Source organism: Pseudomonas sp. MF6755 (genome assembly GCF_016405635.1).
Classification (GTDB): Bacteria; Pseudomonadota; Gammaproteobacteria; order Pseudomonadales; family Pseudomonadaceae; genus Aquipseudomonas; species Aquipseudomonas haemolytica.
This window is the reverse complement of record NZ_JAEKDA010000010.1, coordinates 38622-58837: the sequence shown is the minus strand read 5'-3', so window position 1 is coordinate 58837 and position 20216 is coordinate 38622. Positions and strand designations below refer to the sequence as shown.

Annotated in this window: 16 protein-coding genes and 1 pseudogene; 9 read left to right on the top strand and 8 right to left on the bottom strand. The window is 61.7% G+C overall.

Translation table 11 applies throughout. The annotated features are described in order from the left end of the window. The 3 genes from JFT66_RS14830 to JFT66_RS14820 all read left to right on the top strand — a co-directional run bounded on the left by JFT66_RS14830 (position 1) and on the right by JFT66_RS14820 (position 2591). Positions 1-1266, top strand: coding sequence for an ABC transporter permease (locus JFT66_RS14830; protein ID WP_034116032.1), 1266 nt, complete (start codon positions 1-3; stop codon positions 1264-1266). Between the two features lie 11 nt (positions 1267-1277). After that, on the top strand, positions 1278-1799 hold the full coding sequence (locus JFT66_RS14825; protein ID WP_034116033.1) for a DUF3299 domain-containing protein: 522 nt from the start codon (positions 1278-1280) through the stop codon (positions 1797-1799). 93 nt (positions 1800-1892) lie between these two features. After that, entirely contained in the window at positions 1893-2591 is a 699-nt protein-coding gene (locus JFT66_RS14820) for an OmpW/AlkL family protein (RefSeq protein ID WP_034116034.1), read from the top strand. A 135-nt stretch (positions 2592-2726) separates the two neighbouring features. On the opposite strand, the gene JFT66_RS14815 is transcribed toward JFT66_RS14820, so the two are convergent. Then, positions 2727-3611 (bottom strand): sugar nucleotide-binding protein, encoded by an 885-nt coding sequence (locus JFT66_RS14815; protein WP_034116035.1) that lies wholly within the window; start codon positions 3609-3611, stop codon positions 2727-2729. A 167-nt stretch (positions 3612-3778) separates the two neighbouring features. Here JFT66_RS14815 and JFT66_RS14810 point away from each other — a divergent pair, with 167 nt between their 5' ends. Continuing rightward, positions 3779-8026, top strand: coding sequence for a DEAD/DEAH box helicase (locus JFT66_RS14810; protein ID WP_198859528.1), 4248 nt, complete (start codon positions 3779-3781; stop codon positions 8024-8026). Between the two features lie 131 nt (positions 8027-8157). On the opposite strand, the gene JFT66_RS14805 is transcribed toward JFT66_RS14810, so the two are convergent. Next, the gene (locus JFT66_RS14805) at positions 8158-10248 is read right to left on the bottom strand and encodes a mechanosensitive ion channel family protein (protein ID WP_198859527.1); all 2091 of its coding nucleotides are present in this window, start codon (positions 10246-10248) and stop codon (positions 8158-8160) included. 211 nt (positions 10249-10459) lie between these two features. Between JFT66_RS14805 and JFT66_RS29780 the strand changes: the two are divergent. The 4 genes and pseudogenes from JFT66_RS29780 to JFT66_RS14790 all read left to right on the top strand — a co-directional run. After that, a pseudogene (locus JFT66_RS29780) lies at positions 10460-10549 on the top strand (hypothetical protein); the annotation flags it as partial. Positions 10550-10563: 14 nt separating this feature from the next. Beyond that, entirely contained in the window at positions 10564-11340 is a 777-nt protein-coding gene (locus JFT66_RS14800) for an endonuclease/exonuclease/phosphatase family protein (protein ID WP_198859526.1), read from the top strand. Next, positions 11337-12599 (top strand): cardiolipin synthase ClsB, encoded by a 1263-nt coding sequence (clsB, locus tag JFT66_RS14795; protein ID WP_153839503.1) that lies wholly within the window; start codon positions 11337-11339, stop codon positions 12597-12599. The genes JFT66_RS14800 and clsB overlap by 4 nt, the downstream gene beginning before the upstream one ends. Next, entirely contained in the window at positions 12589-13545 is a 957-nt protein-coding gene (locus JFT66_RS14790) for a lysylphosphatidylglycerol synthase domain-containing protein (protein ID WP_198859525.1), read from the top strand. Before clsB ends, JFT66_RS14790 begins: the two co-directional genes overlap by 11 nt. Before the next feature lie 4 nt (positions 13546-13549). Here JFT66_RS14790 and JFT66_RS14785 read toward each other — a convergent pair whose 3' ends face one another. From JFT66_RS14785 to JFT66_RS14775, 3 genes are all read right to left on the bottom strand, one after another. Next, a complete protein-coding gene (locus JFT66_RS14785) occupies positions 13550-14305 on the bottom strand; it encodes an alpha/beta hydrolase family protein (RefSeq protein ID WP_198859524.1) in 756 nt (251 codons plus the stop codon). Continuing rightward, a complete protein-coding gene (locus JFT66_RS14780; protein WP_198859523.1) occupies positions 14295-15404 on the bottom strand; it encodes a DUF3182 family protein in 1110 nt (369 codons plus the stop codon). Before JFT66_RS14780 ends, JFT66_RS14785 begins: the two co-directional genes overlap by 11 nt. 171 nt (positions 15405-15575) lie before the next feature. Continuing rightward, complete coding sequence (locus JFT66_RS14775; protein WP_198859522.1) at positions 15576-16547, bottom strand: GlxA family transcriptional regulator; 972 nt, start codon at positions 16545-16547, stop codon at positions 15576-15578. A gap of 96 nt (positions 16548-16643) precedes the next feature. Between JFT66_RS14775 and JFT66_RS14770 the strand changes: the two genes are divergently transcribed. Further along, positions 16644-17207 carry a cysteine hydrolase family protein gene (locus JFT66_RS14770; protein WP_153872791.1) on the top strand — a complete coding sequence of 188 codons (564 nt, stop codon included), beginning with the start codon at positions 16644-16646 and terminating at the stop codon, positions 17205-17207. 21 nt (positions 17208-17228) lie between these two features. Here JFT66_RS14770 and tam read toward each other — a convergent pair whose 3' ends face one another. From tam to JFT66_RS14755, 3 genes are all read right to left on the bottom strand, one after another. Continuing rightward, on the bottom strand, positions 17229-17990 hold the full coding sequence (tam, locus tag JFT66_RS14765; protein WP_198859521.1) for a trans-aconitate 2-methyltransferase: 762 nt from the start codon (positions 17988-17990) through the stop codon (positions 17229-17231). Between the two features lie 182 nt (positions 17991-18172). After that, on the bottom strand, positions 18173-18700 hold the full coding sequence (locus JFT66_RS14760; protein ID WP_010467282.1) for a single-stranded DNA-binding protein: 528 nt from the start codon (positions 18698-18700) through the stop codon (positions 18173-18175). Positions 18701-18709: 9 nt separating this feature from the next. Further along, positions 18710-20104, bottom strand: coding sequence for an MFS transporter (locus JFT66_RS14755; protein ID WP_034116046.1), 1395 nt, complete (start codon positions 20102-20104; stop codon positions 18710-18712). Positions 20105-20216 lie beyond the last annotated feature (112 nt).

Sequence of the window (20216 nt, the reverse complement as noted above, 5' to 3'; positions counted from 1 at the left end):
ATGTATCTGTTCCGTCTAGCCATGGCCAGCCTGGCTAACCGCCGCTTTACCGCGATCCTCACGGCCTTCGCTATCGCGCTGTCCGTTTGCTTGTTGCTCGCGGTGGAGCGCGTGCGCGTTGAGGCGCGCAACAGTTTCGCCAGCACCATCAGCGGTACCGACCTGATCGTCGGTGCCCGCTCCGGCTCGGTGAACCTGCTGCTGTACTCGGTGTTCCGCATTGGCAACGCCACCAACAATATCCGTTGGGACAGCTACGAGCACTTCGCCGCCAGCCCCCAGGTGAAATGGGCGATTCCGATTTCCCTCGGCGACTCCCATCGCGGCTACCGGGTGATGGGCACCAACGAATCCTATTTCGAGCACTACCAGTACGGGCGCAAGCAAAACCTCGAACTGGCCAGCGGCCGCGCCTTCGCCACCGACCCTTTTGAAGTGGTGCTCGGCGCCGAAGTCGCCGACGCCCTGCATTACAAGCTCGGCGACAAGCTGGTACTTGCCCACGGCGTGGCGGTGGTCAGCCTGGTCAAGCACGACGACAAACCCTTCACCGTGGTCGGCATCCTCAAGCGCACCGGCACCCCGATAGACCGCACGCTGCATATCAGCCTGGGCGGCATGGAAGCGATCCATATCGACTGGCACAACGGTGTGCCGGCCCAGGGCAAAGGCCGCATCAGCGCCGACCAGGCGCGCAATATGGACCTGACCCCGCAAGCCATTACCGCGTTCATGCTTGGCCTGAACAACAAGATTTCCACCTTTGCCCTGCAACGGCAGATCAATGAGTTCCGCGGTGAGCCGATGCTGGCGATCCTGCCGGGCGTGGCGTTGCAAGAGCTGTGGAGCATGATGGGCACCGCCGAAAAAGCCCTGTTCGTGATCTCGCTGTTCGTGGTGCTGACCGGCTTGATCGGCATGCTCACGGCGATCCTTACCAGCCTCAACGAACGCCGCCGCGAAATGGCGATCCTGCGTTCGGTGGGTGCACGCCCGTGGCATATCGCGACGCTGCTGATCTTCGAAGCCTTCGCCCTGGCGTTGTCCGGCGTGGTGGCGGGCGTGGGTCTGCTGTACGTGTGCATCGCTGCCTCACGGGGTTACTTGCAGGCCAACTATGGCCTGGACTTGCCGATGTCGTGGCCGAGTGAATATGAATGGACCCTGCTCGCCGGTATCCTCGCCGCAGCGCTGTTGATGGGCAGCGTGCCTGCATGGCGCGCCTATCGACAATCTTTGGCCGACGGCCTGTCCATTCGTTTATGAGGAAGCCTTCGATGCGTCGTGCCCTGTTTGCCCTATTGCTGCTGGTCAGCGTGCCCGTGTGGGCGGATGAGCAGCCCAGGGACTTGTCCTGGCAAGAGATGATCCCACCGGATGCGCCGCCGGAAATCCCCAATATGAAACCGCTGCACGACCTGTCGAACATGGCCGATGCCTTGTCCGTCGAAGCGGCGCCTGCGGCCAAGCAGGACCTGCCCAACGCGCCGGTGGTGCAGAGCCTCGACGCAAAGCACATCCGCCTGCCGGGGTATATTGTGCCGCTGGAAGTCAACGAGGAAGGCCGCACCACCGAATTTCTGCTGGTACCGTATTTCGGCGCGTGCATCCATGTGCCGCCACCGCCGTCGAACCAGATCGTGCATGTGAAAAGCGAGGTCGGGGTGAAACTCGATGAGCTGTATCAGCCTTACTGGATCGAAGGCGCGATGCAGGTCAAGCCGTCGTCGAGTGAACTGGCCGACGCCGGTTACCAGATGGATGCCGAGAAGATTTACATGTACGAGCTGCAGGAGTAGCGCTGATCACCCTTTCATTGAGCTGAGTCAACAGACCGAACGGAACGATCTTTACCATTGGACGTACAACTTTTAACGTCCTTTGGAGCTCCCATGAACAAGTCTCTGCTCGGCGCGTCCCTCTTCGCGCTCGCCCTCGTCGCCCCGGTCGCACACGCTCACCAAGCGGGCGATATTCTGGTGCGTGCCGGTGCAATCACCGTCAACCCAGAGGCCGACAGCGGCAAAGTCAAGGTTGACCAGGGCCCGCTGGCCGGCACCAACCTGGGCGGCAAGGCGACCATGAGCAGCGACACGCAACTGGGCTTGAACTTCGCCTACATGATTACCGACCACGTCGGTATCGAATTGCTGGCGGCCACGCCCTTCGAGCATGACGTGAAGATCAAGAACACCGCACTCGGCGCCGCCAACGGCAAGCTCGGCTCGCTCAAACACCTGCCGCCGACCCTGAGCGTCGTGTACTACCCGCTGGACAACAAGTCGGCCTTCCAGCCGTATGTCGGCGCCGGTATCAACTACACCTGGATCTACGACGAACACGTTGGCGGTCGGGCCGAACAAGCCGGTTTCAGCAACTTCAAGGCCGAGAACTCCTGGGGCTGGGCCGCGCAGATCGGCGCCGACTACATGATCAACGACAAGTGGATGATCAACGCCCAGGCGCGCTATATCGACATCAGCACCAAGGCGACTGTGGATAACAATGCACTGGGCCAGGGCACTCGGGCCAAGGTCAATGTGGACGTGGATCCGATGGTTTACATGGTGGGTATCGGTTACAAGTTCTAAGCAACATTTCACGACCACTACAAAACCAATGTGGGAGGGGGCTTGCTCCCGATAGCGGTGGACCAGTCGATAAATCTGTTGACTGACACTCTGCTATCGGGAGCAAGCCCCCTCCCACATTTGGTTTGTGGTGTTTCAGCTGTGGCGGTAGAACCGATCCAATAGCGCCGGAAGCCCTGCCCGCCACGCCCTGGGCTTGATACCAAAGGTGTGGAGGATTTTCTTGCAGGCCAGCACCGCGTGCTGCGGTTCGTCCGCCGCATCCGGCCGGGCAGCGTGGGCCTGGGCGGTCGGTGACTCGATGGCCAGCGCGTGGAAGTTACGCGCTTCGGTGAGGATCGCCTGGCCCAGGGCCAGCGGCGTAGTCGCCTCATGCCCGGCGTAGTGGTAGGTGCCCCACAGCGGCGCCGCGCAATCGAGCTGCTTGAGCACCGAGATGATCACCCGTGCGGCATCGTCTACCGGGGTCGGGTTGCCGCGCCGGTCGTCCGCCATCAGTAACTCATCGGGTTTCTCGGCCCGGGCCAGGAAACGCCCGAGGGTGCCGTCGATACTGTCATCCAGCAACCAGCCAAACCGCAGCAGCACATGTTGCGGGCAGGTGGCGCGCACGCTTTGTTCGATACGCCATAACGCCTGGCCGCGCAGGCCCAGGGGCACCGGCTCGTCTTTTTCGCTGTAGGCGGTGGCGCGGGAGCCATCGAACACGCGGTAGCTGGACGGTTGCAACAGGGTGATGCTGTGGTGTTGGCACAGTTCAGCCAAGCGCTCGATAGCGAATTCCTGGCTGGCCAGGCGGGTTTCGCTCACGGCTTCGGCCTGGAACCAGTCGAAATAGTAGGCGAGGTTGATCAACGCATCGGGACGGGTGTCGTCGAGCAATTGGGTGAGGCTCGCGGCATCCCAGCCGTCTTGGGGCGGTTTGGGTGCGAGGAAACCGATGTCTTCCTCTGCACCGAGGCGAATCAGCGCCTGCCCGAGGGCATTCCCGCCGCCCAGTAACATAAGGCGCATTCGCATAGATTGAGCAGGCCCGGTCTGTTTGGAACGATGGTTGTTGTCGGCAGGCGCGTGAGCCTTGCCGTAGGTTTATTCCAGAATCGTTGCATTTTGCGGGTTTGTAGCGCAACCGTCACGGATAAAGTACGTGTTTGCAACTTGTTGGAGCAGGTGGCATCAATCACTACATGAACAGTCCCGAATCAACCAACAGCGCACTGGACGGATTCCACCCCGCCGTCAGCACCTGGTTCCGTAACACTTTCCCTTCGGTGACCGGCGCACAGGCCCAGGCGTGGCCCCTGATTCGCCAGCGCCGCTCAACGCTGATCGCCGCGCCCACCGGTTCCGGCAAGACCCTTACCGCCTTTCTCGCGGTGCTGGACGAACTGGTGCATCAAGGCTTGGCCAACGGTGGGCACCTGCCGGATGAAACACGGGTGGTCTACGTATCGCCGCTCAAGGCACTTACCAATGACATCCAGATCAACCTGCAAACCCCGTTGGCTGGCATAACCGAGCACCTTGAAAAGCTGGGCCTGCCACCGCTGGTCATCCGCACCGCCGTGCGCACCGGCGACACCCCGCAAAAAGACCGCACGCAGATGCGCAAGCGCGCGCCGCATATCCTGGTGACTACCCCGGAATCGCTCTACGTGCTGCTGGGTTCGGATTCCGGCCGGCGTATGCTCGCCAGCACGCGCACGGTGATCGTCGATGAAATCCACGCCATCGCCGCCGGCAAGCGCGGCAGTCACCTGGCGCTAAGCCTGGAGCGCCTGCAAGCACTGTGTGACGAGCCGTTGACGCGCATCGGTTTGTCGGCCACGCAAAAACCCATCGAAGCCGTCGCACGCTTTTTGGTCGGCACCGGGTGTGATTGCGCCATCGTCGATATCGGCCACGCTCGCCCCCGCGACCTGGCGATCGAAGTACCACCGGTGCCGCTTTCGGCGGTGATGGCCAACGATGTGTGGGAACTGATTTACGACCGCCTCGCGCTACTGGCCCGCGAGCACCGCACCACGCTGGTGTTCGTCAACACCCGACGCCTGGCCGAACGCCTGGCCCGCCACTTGAGCGAGCGCCTGGGCAAGACCGCCGTGGCGGCCCACCATGGCAGCCTGGCCAAGGAGCTGCGCCTGGACGCCGAGCAACGCCTCAAGGCTGGCGAACTGCAGGTGTTGATCGCCACCGCGTCCCTGGAGTTGGGGATAGATATCGGCGAGGTGGATCTGGTCTGCCAGATCGGCTCGCCCGGTTCGATCAATGGTTTTCTGCAACGGGTCGGTCGCTCCGGGCACCAGGTCGGCGGCACGCCCAAAGGGCGCCTGTTCGCCACTACCCGCGACGACCTGATCGAATGCGCCGCCCTGCTCGATTGCGTGCGCCGTGGCGAGCTGGACACCTTGCACATCCCCGTGGCGCCGCTGGACGTGCTGGCCCAGCAGATCATCGCCGAGGTCAGCGCCAGGGAGTGGCCAGAACAGGCGCTGCTGGAGCTTATCCACCGCGCCGCGCCCTACGCCGAACTGGATGAGCGCCACTACCAGGCCCTGTTGCAGATGCTCAGCGAAGGCTATAACGGCCGCCAAGGCATGCGCAGCGCCTACCTGCACCGCGACGCCGTGACCCATACCCTGCGCGGCCGCCGTGGCGCCAGGCTCACGGCGGTGACCAGCGGCGGCACCATCCCCGACAACGCCGACTACAGCGTGTTGCTGGAGCCGCAAAGCCTGAATATCGGTAGCGTCAACGAAGACTTCGCCGTGGAAAGCATTGCAGGGGATATCTTCCAGCTCGGCAACACCTCCTACCGCATCCTGCGGGTGGAAGCCGGTAAGGTGCGGGTCGAGGACGCCCAGGGCCAGCCGCCAACCATTCCGTTCTGGCTGGGTGAAGCGCCCGGGCGCAGCAACGAGCTGTCGATAGCCGTGGCGCGCTTGCAAGGGCAGTTGGACAGCTTGCTCGGCGCCACACCCGGCAACCTGCAACCAGCCCTCGACTGGCTCACCGGCACCTTGGGCCTCAATCGTGCCAGCGCCGAGCAACTACTGGATTACCTGGCCCGCACGCGCCAGGCCCTGAGCGCCCTGCCGTCCCAGGACACGTTGATCATGGAGCGTTTTTTCGACGCGTCCGGCGGCACTCAACTGATCATCCACACGCCGTTTGGCAGCCGCCTCAACAGAGCCTGGGGCTTGGCCCTGCGCAAGCGTTTTTGCCGCACGTTCAACTTCGAGCTGCAAGCGGCGGCCAGTGAAAATGCCATCGTACTGTCGTTGTCCACCAGCCACAGCTTCGCGCTGGATGAGGTGTGGCGTTACCTCAACAGCAACAGTGCTGAACACATCCTGATCCAGGCTGTGCTGGATGCGCCGTTGTTCGGCGTGCGCTGGCGCTGGAATGCCGGCGTGGCCCTGGCGTTGCCGCGTTATACCGGCGGGCGCAAGGTGGCGCCGCAGATCCAGCGCATGAAGAGCGAAGACCTGATCGCCAGCGTGTTCCCCGACCAGATCGCCTGCCTGGAAAACCTCGCTGGCGAACGCGAAATCCCCAACCACCCGCTGGTGGAACAGACCCTCGACGACTGCCTGCACGAAGCCATGGACAGCGACGCCTGGCTGGCGTTGCTGCGGCGCATGGAGCGCGGTGACGTGCGGTTGATCAGCCGCGACCTGCCCGCGCCCTCGCCCATGGCTGCAGAAATCCTCAGCGCTAAACCCTACACCTTCCTCGACGATGCGCCCCTGGAAGAACGCCGCACCCAGGCGGTGCTCAACCGCCGTTGGAGCGACCCACAGAGCACCGACGACCTGGGCGCACTGGATGCCGACGCCATCGCCGGTGTACGCGAAGAAGCCTGGCCGGCGCCCAATGGCCTGGATGAAATGCATGAGGCGCTGATGAGCCTGGCGTGCATCGCAGTGAACGAAGTCACGCCGCAATGGGCCGCATGGCTACAGGCTTTGGCCAAGGCCGGGCGGGCCTATCAGTTGCACAATGGAATCTGGGTCGCCGTGGAGCGCTTGAGTTGTTTGCAGGCGATTTATCCTAACGACCTGCCGCTGCTCCCAGGTTTCGATGAGCCTTGGACCCTTGATGAGGCATTGGTGGAAGTGCTGCGTGCGCGTCTCAGTGGGTTTGGCCCGCTGACCCTGATCGAGATCGCCGCGCCCTTGGCATTACCGGTGGCGGCGATCACTCAGGCGTTGGCACGCCTGGAGCAGAAAGGCTACGTGCTGCGCGGCCACTTCACCCCCGGCGCGGGTGAGGAGCAATGGTGCGAACGCCATTTGCTGGCGCGCATTCATCGCTACACGGTCAAGCGCCTGCGCCGGGAAATCGAGCCGGTGGCGTTGCAGGACTTCATGCGCTTTCTGTTCGATTGGCAGCACCTGTCTGAGAGCACCCGCGGCCAGGGCAGCGCTGTGCTGGTGCAGATAGTCAGCCAGTTCGAAGGCTATGCCGCCGCCACGTCGGCCTGGGACACTGACCTGCTCAGCGCACGCATCAAGGATTACTCACCCACGTGGCTCGATGACCTGTGCCGCAGCGGCAAGCTGGTATGGACGCGTTTGAGCAACAAGGCCAGCGCCATGGCGTTGCGCAGTACACCAGTGGTGTTGCTACCCCGTAGCCAGGTCGCGCTGTGGAGCGGGCTGACCGAGCCCACCGACAGCACCTCGTTGTCGCCCAAGGCGCAGAAGGTTCACCTGGCCCTGCGCGAGCAGGGCGCACTGTTTTTCGATGAGCTGGTACACGAAGCCCATTTGCTGCGCAGCGAACTGGAAACGGCCTTGCAGGAACTGGTAGGCGCCGGCTTGGTGAATGCTGACAGCTTCGCCGGGCTGCGCGCCCTGACCACGCCCGCCAGCAAGCGCCAGGCGCGCAGCAGTCGGCGTGGGCGCGGGGCGTTTATCGGCGGTATGGATGATGCCGGGCGTTGGGCGTTGATTCGCCGCTCGTCGACCGCCGCTGGCCCGCATTCGGCTGAAACCCTGGAGCATGTGGCAATGACCCTGCTACGCCGTTATGGCGTGGTGTTCTGGCGTTTGCTGGAGCGCGAGGCGGATTGGCTGCCGAGTTGGCGCGAGTTACTGCGTACCTTCCACCGGCTGGAGGCGCGAGGTGAGATTCGTGGCGGGCGGTTTGTCAGTGGGTTGGCGGGTGAGCAGTTTGCGTTGCCGGAGGCGATCCCGTTGCTGCGTGAGGTCCGGAGACGGCCCCATGATGGGAGTTTGGTCGCGGTGTGTGGGGCCGACCCGTTGAACCTGGTCGGTACGCTGCTGCCGGGGGCCAAGGTGCCCGCGGTAAGCGGTAATCGGGTTGTGTATCGCGATGGGGTGCCGGCGGCGGTGATGGTGGCGGGTAAACAACAGATATTGCTCGAGTTGGATCAGCAGGCGGTGCAGGAGAAATTGATCAGACATTGAATCTAGGTTGACTTTGAGGGCCTCTTCGCGAGCAAGCCCGCTCCCACATTTGGACCGGGTACATCCTTGGAATACGGTCAGAATGTGGGAGCGGGCTTGCTCGCGAAGGCGTCGGCCCAGTCACCCTGTAATTATTGAGGACGCGCCTGCTCCGTCAACACCAGCGCGTCCGGCTCATCCACCTGCGCCACGCGCTTAGGCAGCAACACCTGCTGTGGATAAGTCTGCGCGAAGTGCACCTCATCGCAGTTATCCACAAGCTTTTTCAAGCGCTGGTTAAACGCCCGGCTGACCGCATACTGCCCACCCGATACCGTGCGGAACTGTGCAGTGAGCACCACGCCATTGAGGTCCATCTTGTCCACGCCGAACACCTCCAATGGCCCTTGCAGGTTGTACTTGAGGAACACATCGTCACGGATCGACTGGCCTGCTTCACGGATCAGCTCCACGGCCTTGTCCACGTCGGTGTCGTAGGTGAACTGCACCGAGAAGAACGCATAGGCGAATTGCCGCGACTGGTTGGTGACCGCCTTGATCTGCCCGAACGGCACCGAATGCACAAAACCCTTGCCGTCGCGCAGGCGCAAGGTGCGGATAGTCAGGCCCTCGACGGTGCCGGCGTGGCCGGAGTCGAGCACCACCCAGTCGCCGATGGACAGGGTGTCTTCGATGATGATGAACAGGCCGGTGATCACGTCCTGTACCAATTGTTGGGAGCCAAAACCGATGGCCAGGCCCACCACCCCGGCACCTGCCAGCAATGGCGCGACGTTGATGCCAAGGTTAGCCATGGTCGTGATCGCGCAAATCACCACCAGGATGATCTTCACCGCATTGCGCAGCAGCGGCAGGATGGTCTTGACCCGCGTGCTGGGCTGGCGGCTGGAGCGTTTATTCACCGGGGGCTTGAGGGCTTCCTGGATCGCTGTATCCAGCACCACCCAGAACAGCCAGGTCACCAACAGGATCAGGCCGATGCTGCTGAGGGAGTCACTGATGGCCCGGCCCACCGAGTTGCGCTGGGCAAATTCGAACAGCGAAACACCCCAGATGCGCCCGAGTATCTCGATAAACGCGATCGCCATGACGATGCGCAGGATCGCGTGCAACAAACTGAGAAAGCGTTCCTTGTAGGCACTGCTGCGCTGGATCGACACCTGGCTGCGGGACTTGAACAGGTGTTGCAATACGGTGCTGAGAAACACCGTGCCGATCAGCAGCAGCGTGGTGAACAACGCGCAACGCAGGGCCTTCTGATTGTCGTCGCCGGCACCGATCAGGTTAACCGCCGAAACCAGCACCATTAACAGGATCGGCCAATACCAGAGCCCGGAAAACACCCGCAACGACTGCTGCAAGGCTGGGTGTTTGAGACGCTGGGCCAATGGCCGGTTACGGATCAAATGGGCCACCGGCCGACGCAGGCGCACCACCAATACCCCAAAAATCACCGCCGCAAACAGGCCCGTGAATACCGCGATGCTGCTGGTGATATTGCCGCCCAACTGACGGGCGATCTGCGGGCTGGTCAGCGCGTCACTGAGGGCAGCAAGAAAGCCGATCAGGAACAGCGGTCTGGGGCAGTAATCACGAATAATCTGCACGGCAGGCCGCTTGTGCCCGACGTTGAACATGACAATGACGCACAACAGCATCGACGTGGAAAAGATGCCGCTGCTGGTGGCATAGGCAAAACACAACGCCAGCGCACGGCCAACCGAAGCCGGCAAGAAGTGGCTGACGTAGAGGGTCAGCGGCAGGCAGATCAACGCTGGAATCGTGTAGGGCACTACATAACCGAGTAAACCTTGCAGGCGCTGGCGTCGTGCGACGAACGGGCGCCGGCTCGAACGCTGCACGATCAAGCGTCCCAGCAGCGTCAACACGGCAAAGGCACCGATCCACACGCCAGACAACAGCAGAAAGTCGCCGGCCACGCTCCACGGCGAACGGGCAGCGGTCTGGTCGACCAGGCGCCCCACTTCATCCGCCGCCCGGTCGGCGCGCAGGCGCCAGGCGTCGATGAGGTTCTGGTCGAGGTCGAGCTTGTCCTGTACGTCATCGATGCTGGAACTGATGGCCCCGAGTAGCCCGCCCTCCACCAGCAGCTCCGGCTTGGCCGGTGTTTCGGCGGCGGGCGCAGTGGCCGCGGCTTGCAATGCGCCATTGCCGCACAGCAGCAGCGCGCCGAGCAGTAATGCAGTCTTTAGATTCAGCAAAACAGCGGGCTCCTTCAGCAGGGTCTGTAAGGAACTGACGGGATTAAGCCTTGATCGTTCCCCTGCGTTGCCGGGTACTGACTTTCAATAGGTGAACAGGTCCTCTCACATTTGCACCCTGTACCGCCTGTAGGAACGTGGAAACTTTCAGCCAAATATCGCAGTCATCCCAGAACGGAGGTCAATCGACCCATCATCCACGGGAGCAACCATGGCGGCGATTCACATCGGCATTTCCGGCTGGCGCTACACGCCCTGGCGCGGGGACTTCTACCCCGAGGGGCTGACTCAGTTGCCGGAACCAGGAGTATTGCCATGACCCATCCCGAACTGATCCCCGTCACGCCGACCGCTGCCATCACGCGTTTCACCGTGTTGACGGTCAATATCCACAAGGGCTTCACTGCGCTGAATCGGCGTTTCATTTTGCCCGAACTGCGCGAGGCGGTGCGTAGCGTGGGCGCCGACATGGTGTTCCTGCAGGAAATCCACGGCACCCATGAACACCACCCTCAGCGCTACAGCGACTGGCCGAAAATGCCGCAATATGAATTTCTCGCTGACAGCATCTGGCCGCAATTTGCCTATGGTCGGAATGCGGTCTACCCCCATGGCGACCATGGCAATGCGTTGCTGTCGAAATTCCAGATCGTGCGTTACGACAACCTCGATATCTCTCAAAGTGGTCATGAAAACCGTGGCCTGCTGCATTGCGTATTGCGCCTGCCGGGCAGCGGGCAAGAGGTGCATGCGATCTGTATCCATCTGGGGTTGCGCGAGGTGCATCGCCAGCAGCAATTGCGCTTGCTGGAGCAACGTATCAGCGAGATTCCCGCCGATGTGCCGTTGGTGGTTGCCGGCGACTTCAACGACTGGCGGCAAAAGGCCGACCTGAGCCAAAGCGGCCTTCAGGAAGTGTTCATCCACGCCCACGGCAAGCCGGCGCGCACGTTCCCGGCACGCCTGCCGCTGCTGCCCCTGGATCGGATTTATGTGCGCAACCTGACGATCCATAACCCGCGGGTACTCACCACCCGGCCTTGGTCTCATCTCTCGGATCATGTACCGCTGTCGGTGGAGATTGAGCTATGAACGTCGCGGTAGAACATATCGCCACCGATCAGCCGCCGGATAACAACAAGGCGCGCGACGTGGATTACGGTTGGCAGAGCGGCAACCACGTGGAGTTGCTGGAAAATGGCGAGGCGTACTTTCCCGCCGTGTTCGACGCCTTGCGCGGTGCCCAGCGCGAGATCCTGCTGGAAACCTTCATCCTCTTTGAAGACAAGGTCGGCCACGAACTGCAAGGCATCCTCATCGAAGCGGCGCAACGCGGGGTGAAGGTGGTGGTCAGCCTCGACGGCTTTGGTTGCGGCGAGCTGAGCCCGGCCTTTCTCGGCGAGCTGGCAGAAGCCGGAGTGACGGTGCAGATGTTCGACCCAGCCTCCAAGATCCTAGGCATTCGCACTAATTGGTTCCGCCGCCTGCACCGCAAGATCGTAGTGGTGGACGCCAGTGTGGCGTTTATCGGCGGGATCAATTTTTCCGCTGACCACTTGGCCGATTTCGGTCCCGAAGCCAAGCAGGATTACGCGGTGCAGGTGATCGGCCCGGCAGTGGCTGACCTGCACCATTTTGCTCTCGCCCAGAACGGCCGCCAGATACGCAGCCGAAGGGGCTGGCGGCGGCGCCAGCAGCGGCCATCGCCCTGGACGAGCGAGAAAGGCGACGGCCTGGTACGTCTGGTTTATCGCGACAATATCCAGCATCGCGACGACATCGAAGAAGCGTACATCTACGCCTTGAGCCAAGCCCGGCAGCGGGTGGTGATCGCCAACGCTTACTTCTTCCCTGGCTATCGCCTGCTGCGGGAGATCCGTAACGCAGCGCGCCGTGGCGTGCAGGTGCAATTGATCATGCAGGGCCAGCCCGACGTGCTGCTGGCCAAGCTGGCCGCGCGCATGCTCTACGACTATCTGCTCAAGGATGGCGTGGTGATTCACGAATACTGCCAGCGCCCGTTGCACGGCAAGGTCGCCTTGGTGGATGACGAATGGAGCACGGTGGGCTCAAGCAATCTCGACCCGCTGAGCCTGGCGTTGAACCTGGAAGCCAACGTGCTGATTCGTGACCGGGCCTTCAATCAGCAGTTGTACGAACGCTTGGAAACACTCGCGAAGAATCATTGCCAGACCATGCCTGAAAAGCGCAAGCCGCGCCTGTGGCTCTGGCGCCTGACCGTGGGTTTTTTGGTGTTTCATGTGATGCGCCACTTCCCCGTGCTGACCGGCTGGTTGCCGGCTCACAAGCCGCGCTTGAAGCCTTTTGAGAGTACGGCCCATGACGTCTGAAACCAGCAGCTCGCGGTTCAAGCGCTGGAAGAAACCGCTGACCATTGCGTTCTTCCTGCTGCTGATCGTGCTGTTCACCCTGCTCGCCCGCCGCATCGACTGGAGCGAGGTGTTCCAGACCCTGGGCGACTTCAAGCTGCGCACGCTGCTCATCGCCGGCGCGCTGACGTTGTGCAGTTTTATCGTCTACGCCTGTTTCGACCTGATCGGGCGCACCTACATTCGCCAGCCGCTGCGCTGGAAGCAGATCCTGCCGGTGGGGATCATCAGCTACGCATTCAATCTCAACCTCAGCGCCTGGGTCGGCGGTATTGCCATGCGTTATCGGCTGTATTCACGACTGGGCGTGAGCACCAGCAATATCGCCAAGATCCTCGGCCTGAGCCTGGCCACCAATTGGTTTGGCTACATGGCGTTGGCCGGCGTGGTATTCAGCAGCGGGCTGGTCACCATGCCGCCGGGTTGGAAGCTCAGCAGCGGCGCCTTGCAAGGTGTGGGTGTGTTGTTGGTGATCGCGAGCCTGGGGTATCTGGCAGCGTGCCGGTTTTCGAAAAAACGCGCGTGGTCGGTCCGTGGCATCGAGATCAACTTGCCGTCGCTGCGCATGGCCTGTTTGCAACTGGCCCTGGGCGCCTTGAACTGGTCGCTGATGGCGGCGGTGATTTTTACCTTGCTGCCGGCCAAACTGGATTACCCGCTGGTGTTGGGGGTGTTGCTGATCAGTGCGATTGCCGGGGCGGTTACCCATATACCTGCCGGGCTTGGGGTGCTGGAGGCGGTGTTCATCGGGTTGTTGCAGCATGAGGCGTCACGCGGGAGTTTACTGGCAGGGTTGATCGCGTATCGGGCGATCTATTTTATTTGCCCGCTGTTGATTGCGCTGGTGATGTACTTGGGGGTAGAGGCCAAAGCCAAGGCGTTGCGGGTGAAGAAGACACCCGCTTAATGCTTTAACGGGATTGAATGATGCTTAAACGCTCGCCCACCACCATCTCGGTAATCCAGTCGACCAGAATCGATGTGTAGGCCTGTTGCGATACCGGGTCGCTCAAGGAATGGTCGGCGCCATCGATGATGCGGTGGGTCAATGAATGGGTCTGCTGGCATGCAGCGCGATAGCTCATGATGGTGGCGTGCGGCACATGGTCGTCGGTTTCTGATTCGACGATCAGCACATCGCCGGTAAATTGTGCACAGGCATGCAGGGCACGGTTGGTTTCGGCATGCACGAGGGTGCCGCGGTAATCCATCAAATCGGCTTTATCCAACTCACGCTTGGGCTTGAGCCATTGCTGGTCGCGGTACAGTGCGGGCACCCGCAGCGCCAGCCAACGCACTGGGCGCAATGAGGTGAGGATCGCCGCCAGGTAGCCGCCATAGCTGGTGCCCACCACCGCCACCGCCGACGTATCGATAGCCGGGTGGGAGAGCAGGCGGTCGTAGGCGGCCAACAGGTCGCGCAGGTTGTCTTCGCGGGTAACGCGGGATAACGGGATACCCGTGCCGGCGTGGCCGCGCAGGTCGAAGGTCAGGCATACACACCCAAGGCCGGCGATGCCTTTGGCTCGCTCCAGGTCACGTTCCTGACTGCCGCCCCAACCGTGCACGAACAACACGCCGGGCACTTTGGATTTGGGGCTAAGGAATGTCCCGCTCATCTGTTCGTCGTCTATATCGATGGTGATGCTCTCGCTTCTAGCCGTCATAAGTTTTAACCGTCACATACTTGAGAAGAAAGTCGCTGTTTTCGGCCGGGCCTCGGTACACCTCGATGGCATCCGCCGGTAGCGCTTGGTCCACGTAGGTTTCCACCGAGGACACACGGATGGCCTTCAGACCCGGGTTATTGATGAAGCTCTGCAAGGCCGCGACTTCCGCGCTACTGGCCCCACCCATGCGCCAGGATTGCTCGAGCACGCCACTGCGGCGCTGGCCGTTACTGTCCAAGCCTTGGGCGATATCGTAGTTGCGCCGCGAGGCGTAGAAGCCTGGGTAGGCTTCGTCGGCAGCGTTGTCGAATACCTGGGCCTGCTCGATGGCTTCACGCACATCCGCAGGCAGGGCGAGCTTGAGCAGGTCTTCGTAGTAGCCGGGAACGACCAGCAGGTTGGAGCCGCCGTAAACCTCTTCGCCGTGCCCGTCTTGCGTCAGGTACTGCTCGCCGCAGTAGCTGAAAATGTGATCGCCGATAAAGCTCTGGCCCACACTGTGGGTGACCACGTCGTGCAGGTCTTGTTCCAGCACCACGCCTTCTTCGAACACGCTGGCTGCCTCGGGGCGCGCCAGGATCGTGTCGAGTTCATCGAGGCTGTGGATAACTTCCTGACCCCGTCCGGCGCAGGCGTGCACGGGCTTCATGCGAATCGGGCCGCTGTAGAGCAAGCGGGCGGCGGCGGGCCTGGCGTCTTCCAGGGAGAACACACTCAAGCCGTCCAACACGACTTCGCGCACGCGCTCGCAGAACTTCGATGACCAGCCTTCAGGCGCCTTTGCCTCAGGGCTCAGCAGGCCATGGCTGATGGCCTTGGTGCAGATGAAATCGTGATCGACATACCCGCCCCACAGATCTTCCGGCCCCTTGATATTAAGTTCGTGCGCTTGGGCGGGCCCGACCAGGGTCTGCGTGGGCAGCAAGTACAGCTCACGGCCGGCGTGCACGTCGGCATCGTAGCTGCCACCGAATTTGAGCCCGAGGATCTGCGCCAGCCAGCGGGCCAAAGCGCGGTTGGTTTCGATTTCATGCTGCGGCGCGCTCGCGCGCGTGGAGTGCGCGACGACCAGCTTTTTGCGATTCGTTGGGGTCATGCGTCCCCCTTGGCCATTCAGCCGGGTATGTAGCAGGAAAGCTGCATGGATCAGGCCAACGCGGCGTTTGGACGGATGGTTTTTAAATCAACCAGTTGCGGAAAAAGTGATGGCCGTTAGCCTGTTCTATTCTGCACGACACGCGCTTTACCACACGGCGTTCTGCACGATTCAAACACCAAACCGGTTGCGGTAATCGCTGGGTGCCAGGCCAGTGATCTTCTTGAAGGTCGCGCGAAAGGCGCTGGGATCCTGATAGCCCACGGTCCAGGCGATGTGGTCGATGGTACCGTTGGTGAACTCCAGCATCTGCCGTGCTTTGCCCACCCGCAGATGCTGGCAGTATTCGGTGGGTTTCAAACCGGTCGCATTGCGAAAGCGCCGCAGGAAGGTGCGCTCTTCCAGGTTCGCCTCCCGCGCCATCGCCGCCACGCCGACATCCACCGCGCCACTGGCTTGCAGCCAATGCTGGACCTTGAGGATCGCACTGTCACCATGCCTGAGAATCGGCGCAAAGTTACTGCCGCACTGGCTGGCGCTGTCACTGTGTTCGATCACCAGAAACCGCGCCGTATCGGCCGCGACGCTTGGCCCCATCAGACGGTCGACCAGGCGCAGGCCCAGTTCGGACCAGGCCATCAGCCCGGCGGTGGTGATCAGGTCACCGTCATCGACGATGGGCTTATCCGCTTCCAGGCGTACCGCCGGGTAATAGGCCGCGAAAGACTTCGAGGACGACCAGTGGGTGGTGGCGCTGCGCCCGTCCAACAGCCCGCTGCGCGCCAGCATGATCGAGCCGATGCACACGCCTCCGATTACCGTGCCGACCGCATGCTGCTGGCGGATCCACTCCAGCAGCGCAGGCGGCGCCTGATCCTCGGTGAACTCGCCGATCGAAGGTGGCACCAGCAAAGCCATCATCGGTTGGTCCGGGCCTGGGTGGCTGTCGAACGCGCGTGCGGGCGTGCCGTGAGCATCTACCTGCCAGTGACTGACCCGCAACAGTGGCAGTTGAACAGTGCGATGCTCGGCGGCGATGCGATTAGCGACCTCGAACAGGTCGGTCAGGCCATGCACCGCAGCCAGTTGTGCGCCTTGGTAGATCAACACACCCAGTTCCACAGTCCCGCGTTCCACGGCCATTGTCAGTTCTCCCCCTGTTATTGTCGGTGCAGCCAATCCTCGGCCTGATCGCCAGCTAAGATACTAGGCCCATCAACCCATCACGAGGTAACACACATGGCCAAGCAGGCGCTTATCCTAATCGATATCCAGAACGACTACTTCCCGCAGGGCAAGTGGCCGCTCGACGGCGTGGAAGCCGCGGCGGACAAGGCGGCGCAAGTGCTACAGGCGTTTCGCCAGGCCGGCGATGCAGTGATTCATGTGCGGCATGAATTTGAAGGCGACGACGCACCGTTCTTTACCCCGGGCTCCGAAGGCGCGCACTTGCACGCCAAGGTGTTGAACGAGGGCGAAGAACCCGTAGTGCTCAAACACTTTGTGAATGCGTTTCGCCAAACCAACCTGCGCACATTGCTGGAACAGCGCAGCATCACCGATGTGGTGGTAGTCGGCAGCATGAGCCATATGTGCGTTGATGCGGTGGTGCGGGCGGCAGCGGATCTGGGCTACAAGGTTACGGTGATCCATGACGCGTGCGCCACCCGCGATCAGGCGTTCAACGGGCAGGTGATTCCGGCGGCTCAGGTACAAGGCGCGTATATGGCGGCCCTGGCATTCGGCTATGCGAGCGTGGTGTCGGCGGATGAATTCTTGAAGGTACAGGTGGCGGCCGCGTGACCGCCACACGGGTCGGAGGTTTTAGCGTGTAGCGATGATGAACAGGCGCGGGAATGGCAGCAGTACGGTGCCATCGGCCAGGGCTGGATAAGCCTGGATGATTCGCGCCTGGTATTCCTGTAGGAACGCGGCTTTTTCATCGTCGGTCAACGGCGCTAGAAAGGGCCGCAATGCCGACGCCTTGAACCACTCCACCACCGCCGCGTGACCTACCAGCGGGTGCTGATAAGTGGTGCGCCATATATCCACGGTGCTGCAATGCTTGCTCAGCAGTTCGTAGTAGTAGCTCGCAGTGTGCCGTTCGTTGTGTCTGATCGCGCCGATCTTCGCGGACCATGGGCCATCGGCCGCGATTTCGCGGGCCAGGCGGTGGGCGGGCTCGTCAAGGTTGTCTGGCGTTTGCACCGCCAGCGTACCGCCCTGGTTCAGTTGGTTGACCAAGTGCGGGTAGAGCGTGGCGTGGTCGGGCAGCCATTGCAGTGAGGCATTGGCCAGGATCACATCGAAGGTTTGGGCTGGACTCCAGGCACCGATATCGGCCAGCTCGAAGTTCAACGCCGGTCGACGTTTACGGGCATCGACCAGCATGTCATCGGAGCTGTCGATGCCGGTGACGTGCGCTTGGGGGAAACGCTCGGCCAGCACTTCAGTGGAGTTACCCGGCCCACAACCCAAGTCAATGGCTGTGCGTACGTCAGTAGAGGGAATAGCCGCCACCAGGTCACGAACGGGGCGAGTGCGCTGCTGTTCGAACATCGTGTATTGCTTGGCGGACCAGGTCATCACGGCTTTCCTTCGTTTTAGAGGTTGGCTACAGCCTAAATCTTGTGACTCAAGAGAACAAATGCCAGGTTTGGAGTGCCGTCTGTGCACGGAGAACCCGTGCGCGGCACCTGCGTATAGGCCACAAAAAACCCCCGAAGCTTTCGCTATCGGGGGTTTTGTTTGTTCCGGGGGCTTAGACCTTAGAACGGGATATCGTCATCAAAGCTGTCGAAATCCGGGGCCGGTTGAGGAGCAGCCTGCTGTGGAGGCGGTGCCTGGCGCGACTGTTGCGGTGCCGACTGCTGCGGGCGCGGAGCCTGCTGGCGTGGGGCCGGAGCGGACTGCTGGTAGTTGTTGCCCCCGCCTTGTTGGTCGCCCTGCTGTGGACGGCCGCCCAGCAGTTGCATGGTGCCTTGCATGTCGACCACGATTTCGGTGGTGTAACGCTTGATACCGTCTTTTTCCCACTCGCGGGTTTGCAGTTTGCCTTCGATGTAGACCTGCGAACCTTTGCGCAGGTACTCACCGGCGATCTCTGCGACCTTGCCGAACATCGACACGCGGTGCCATTCGGTTTTCTCGACCTTTTGGCCGGTCTGCTTGTCGGTCCACTGTTCGCTGGTCGCCAGACTCAGGTTGGTCACGGCGTTACCGTTAGGCAAGTAGCGAACTTCGGGATCCTGGCCGCAAGTACCGACCAATATGACTTTGTTAACCCCACGGGCCATAACGTTCTCCTAGGCTGGGCGCGCTGTCGGCACTGGGTTGACCAGTTGCTCGAGCGTCGCGCGATCCAATAATTCGGTGTCCAATTTGATGTAAATGGCCGCCTCTTCAGCGACCACAACTGCATCCGTTACCCCTACGACGGCCTTCAGGCGCTCTACCAGACCGGCTTCGCGGATCGCCTCGGGCGATAGCGGCAAACGCAGGCTTGTGACGTAGGGAGGTTCGCGCATGGTAACAGCAAAGACCAGCCAAAGTGCAGCCAGCCCGGCGCATCCGAGGAACACAACCGACAAACCGCCATGCTGGAACATCCAGCCGCCCATGATGCCGCCCAATGCAGAGCCGAGGAACTGGCTGGTGGAATACACCCCCATGGCCGTGCCCTTGCCTCCGGCCGGTGAAACCTTACTGATCAGCGACGGCAGCGATGCTTCCAGCAGGTTGAATGCGGTGAAAAACACCACCGTGCCGATCACCAGTGCTCGCAGGCTATCGCCGAACTTCCAGAAGAATAGCTCAGTCAGCATCAGCGTCGCGACGGCACCGAGCAGAACTCGTTTCATTTTGCGTTTCTTCTCGCCATAGATGATGAACGGGATCATGGCGAAGAACGAAATCAGCAGTGCGGTGAGATACACCCACCAGTGCTGTTCCTTGGGCAACCCGGCTTTTTCCACCAGGGCCAGGGGCAAGGCAACGAAGCTGCACATCAGCATGGCGTGCAACACGAAGATACCCAAATCCAGGCGAAGCAGGTCCGGGTGCTTGAGCGTCGGCAGCAATGCCTGGCGGGCGACGCCCGACTCACGGTGCTGCAACGTGCCAGTGGAGCGCGGCACCATAAAGGCCACGATCACGATACCGAACAGCGCCATGCCGCCAGTGGCCAGGAACAGACCGTGCAAGCCGAACGCGCGGGTCAGCAAGGGGCCGACCACCATGGCCACGGCAAACGACAGGCCGATGGTCATGCCGATCATGGCCATGGCCTTGGTGCGGTGTTGTTCGCGGGTCAGGTCGGACAGCAATGCCATGACCGCGGCGGAAATCGCACCGGCGCCCTGCAGGATACGACCGGCGATCACGCCCCAGATCGAATCGGACTGGGCCGCGAGCACACTGCCCAGGGCGAACACGATCAGCCCCAGGTAAATCACCGGGCGGCGGCCAATACGGTCGGAAATGATCCCGAACGGTATCTGGAAGATCGCCTGGGTCAGGCCATAGGCGCCAATCGCAAGGCCGATCAAAGCGGGGGTCGCGCCTGCGAGATCCATTCCATAGGTCGCCAGCACTGGCAACACCATAAACATGCCCAGCATACGGAAGGCGAACACCAGGGCCAGACCGCTAGCCGCTCGGGTCTCGCCGCTACTCATGCGTTCGCTGTGGGGATCGTGCATGGAAAAACCTCGTGTGAACCGGCGGCGATTCTACCAGTCCCATCGATTGAGAGGGTATATGCGGCGCTTTGCCGCGCAGCTTTCATGTAAGGCTGCAAGCGGCCTTTTGACA

What these genes read in the sequence shown, in the direction of transcription:
- JFT66_RS14830 (WP_034116032.1), top strand. Translation starts at nt 1, where the DNA reads ATGTATCTGTTCCGTCTAGCCATGGCCAGCCTGGCTAACCGCCGCTTT.
- JFT66_RS14825 (WP_034116033.1), top strand. Translation starts at nt 1,278, where the DNA reads ATGCGTCGTGCCCTGTTTGCCCTATTGCTGCTGGTCAGCGTGCCCGTG.
- JFT66_RS14820 (WP_034116034.1), top strand. Translation starts at nt 1,893, where the DNA reads ATGAACAAGTCTCTGCTCGGCGCGTCCCTCTTCGCGCTCGCCCTCGTC.
- JFT66_RS14815 (WP_034116035.1), bottom strand. Translation starts at nt 3,611, where the DNA reads ATGCGAATGCGCCTTATGTTACTGGGCGGCGGGAATGCCCTCGGGCAG.
- JFT66_RS14810 (WP_198859528.1), top strand. Translation starts at nt 3,779, where the DNA reads ATGAACAGTCCCGAATCAACCAACAGCGCACTGGACGGATTCCACCCC.
- JFT66_RS14800 (WP_198859526.1), top strand. Translation starts at nt 10,564, where the DNA reads ATGACCCATCCCGAACTGATCCCCGTCACGCCGACCGCTGCCATCACG.
- clsB (WP_153839503.1), top strand. Translation starts at nt 11,337, where the DNA reads ATGAACGTCGCGGTAGAACATATCGCCACCGATCAGCCGCCGGATAAC.
- JFT66_RS14790 (WP_198859525.1), top strand. Translation starts at nt 12,589, where the DNA reads ATGACGTCTGAAACCAGCAGCTCGCGGTTCAAGCGCTGGAAGAAACCG.
- JFT66_RS14785 (WP_198859524.1), bottom strand. Translation starts at nt 14,305, where the DNA reads ATGACGGCTAGAAGCGAGAGCATCACCATCGATATAGACGACGAACAG.
- JFT66_RS14780 (WP_198859523.1), bottom strand. Translation starts at nt 15,404, where the DNA reads ATGACCCCAACGAATCGCAAAAAGCTGGTCGTCGCGCACTCCACGCGC.
- JFT66_RS14775 (WP_198859522.1), bottom strand. Translation starts at nt 16,547, where the DNA reads ATGGCCGTGGAACGCGGGACTGTGGAACTGGGTGTGTTGATCTACCAA.
- JFT66_RS14770 (WP_153872791.1), top strand. Translation starts at nt 16,644, where the DNA reads ATGGCCAAGCAGGCGCTTATCCTAATCGATATCCAGAACGACTACTTC.
- tam (WP_198859521.1), bottom strand. Translation starts at nt 17,990, where the DNA reads ATGACCTGGTCCGCCAAGCAATACACGATGTTCGAACAGCAGCGCACT.
- JFT66_RS14760 (WP_010467282.1), bottom strand. Translation starts at nt 18,700, where the DNA reads ATGGCCCGTGGGGTTAACAAAGTCATATTGGTCGGTACTTGCGGCCAG.
- JFT66_RS14755 (WP_034116046.1), bottom strand. Translation starts at nt 20,104, where the DNA reads ATGCACGATCCCCACAGCGAACGCATGAGTAGCGGCGAGACCCGAGCG.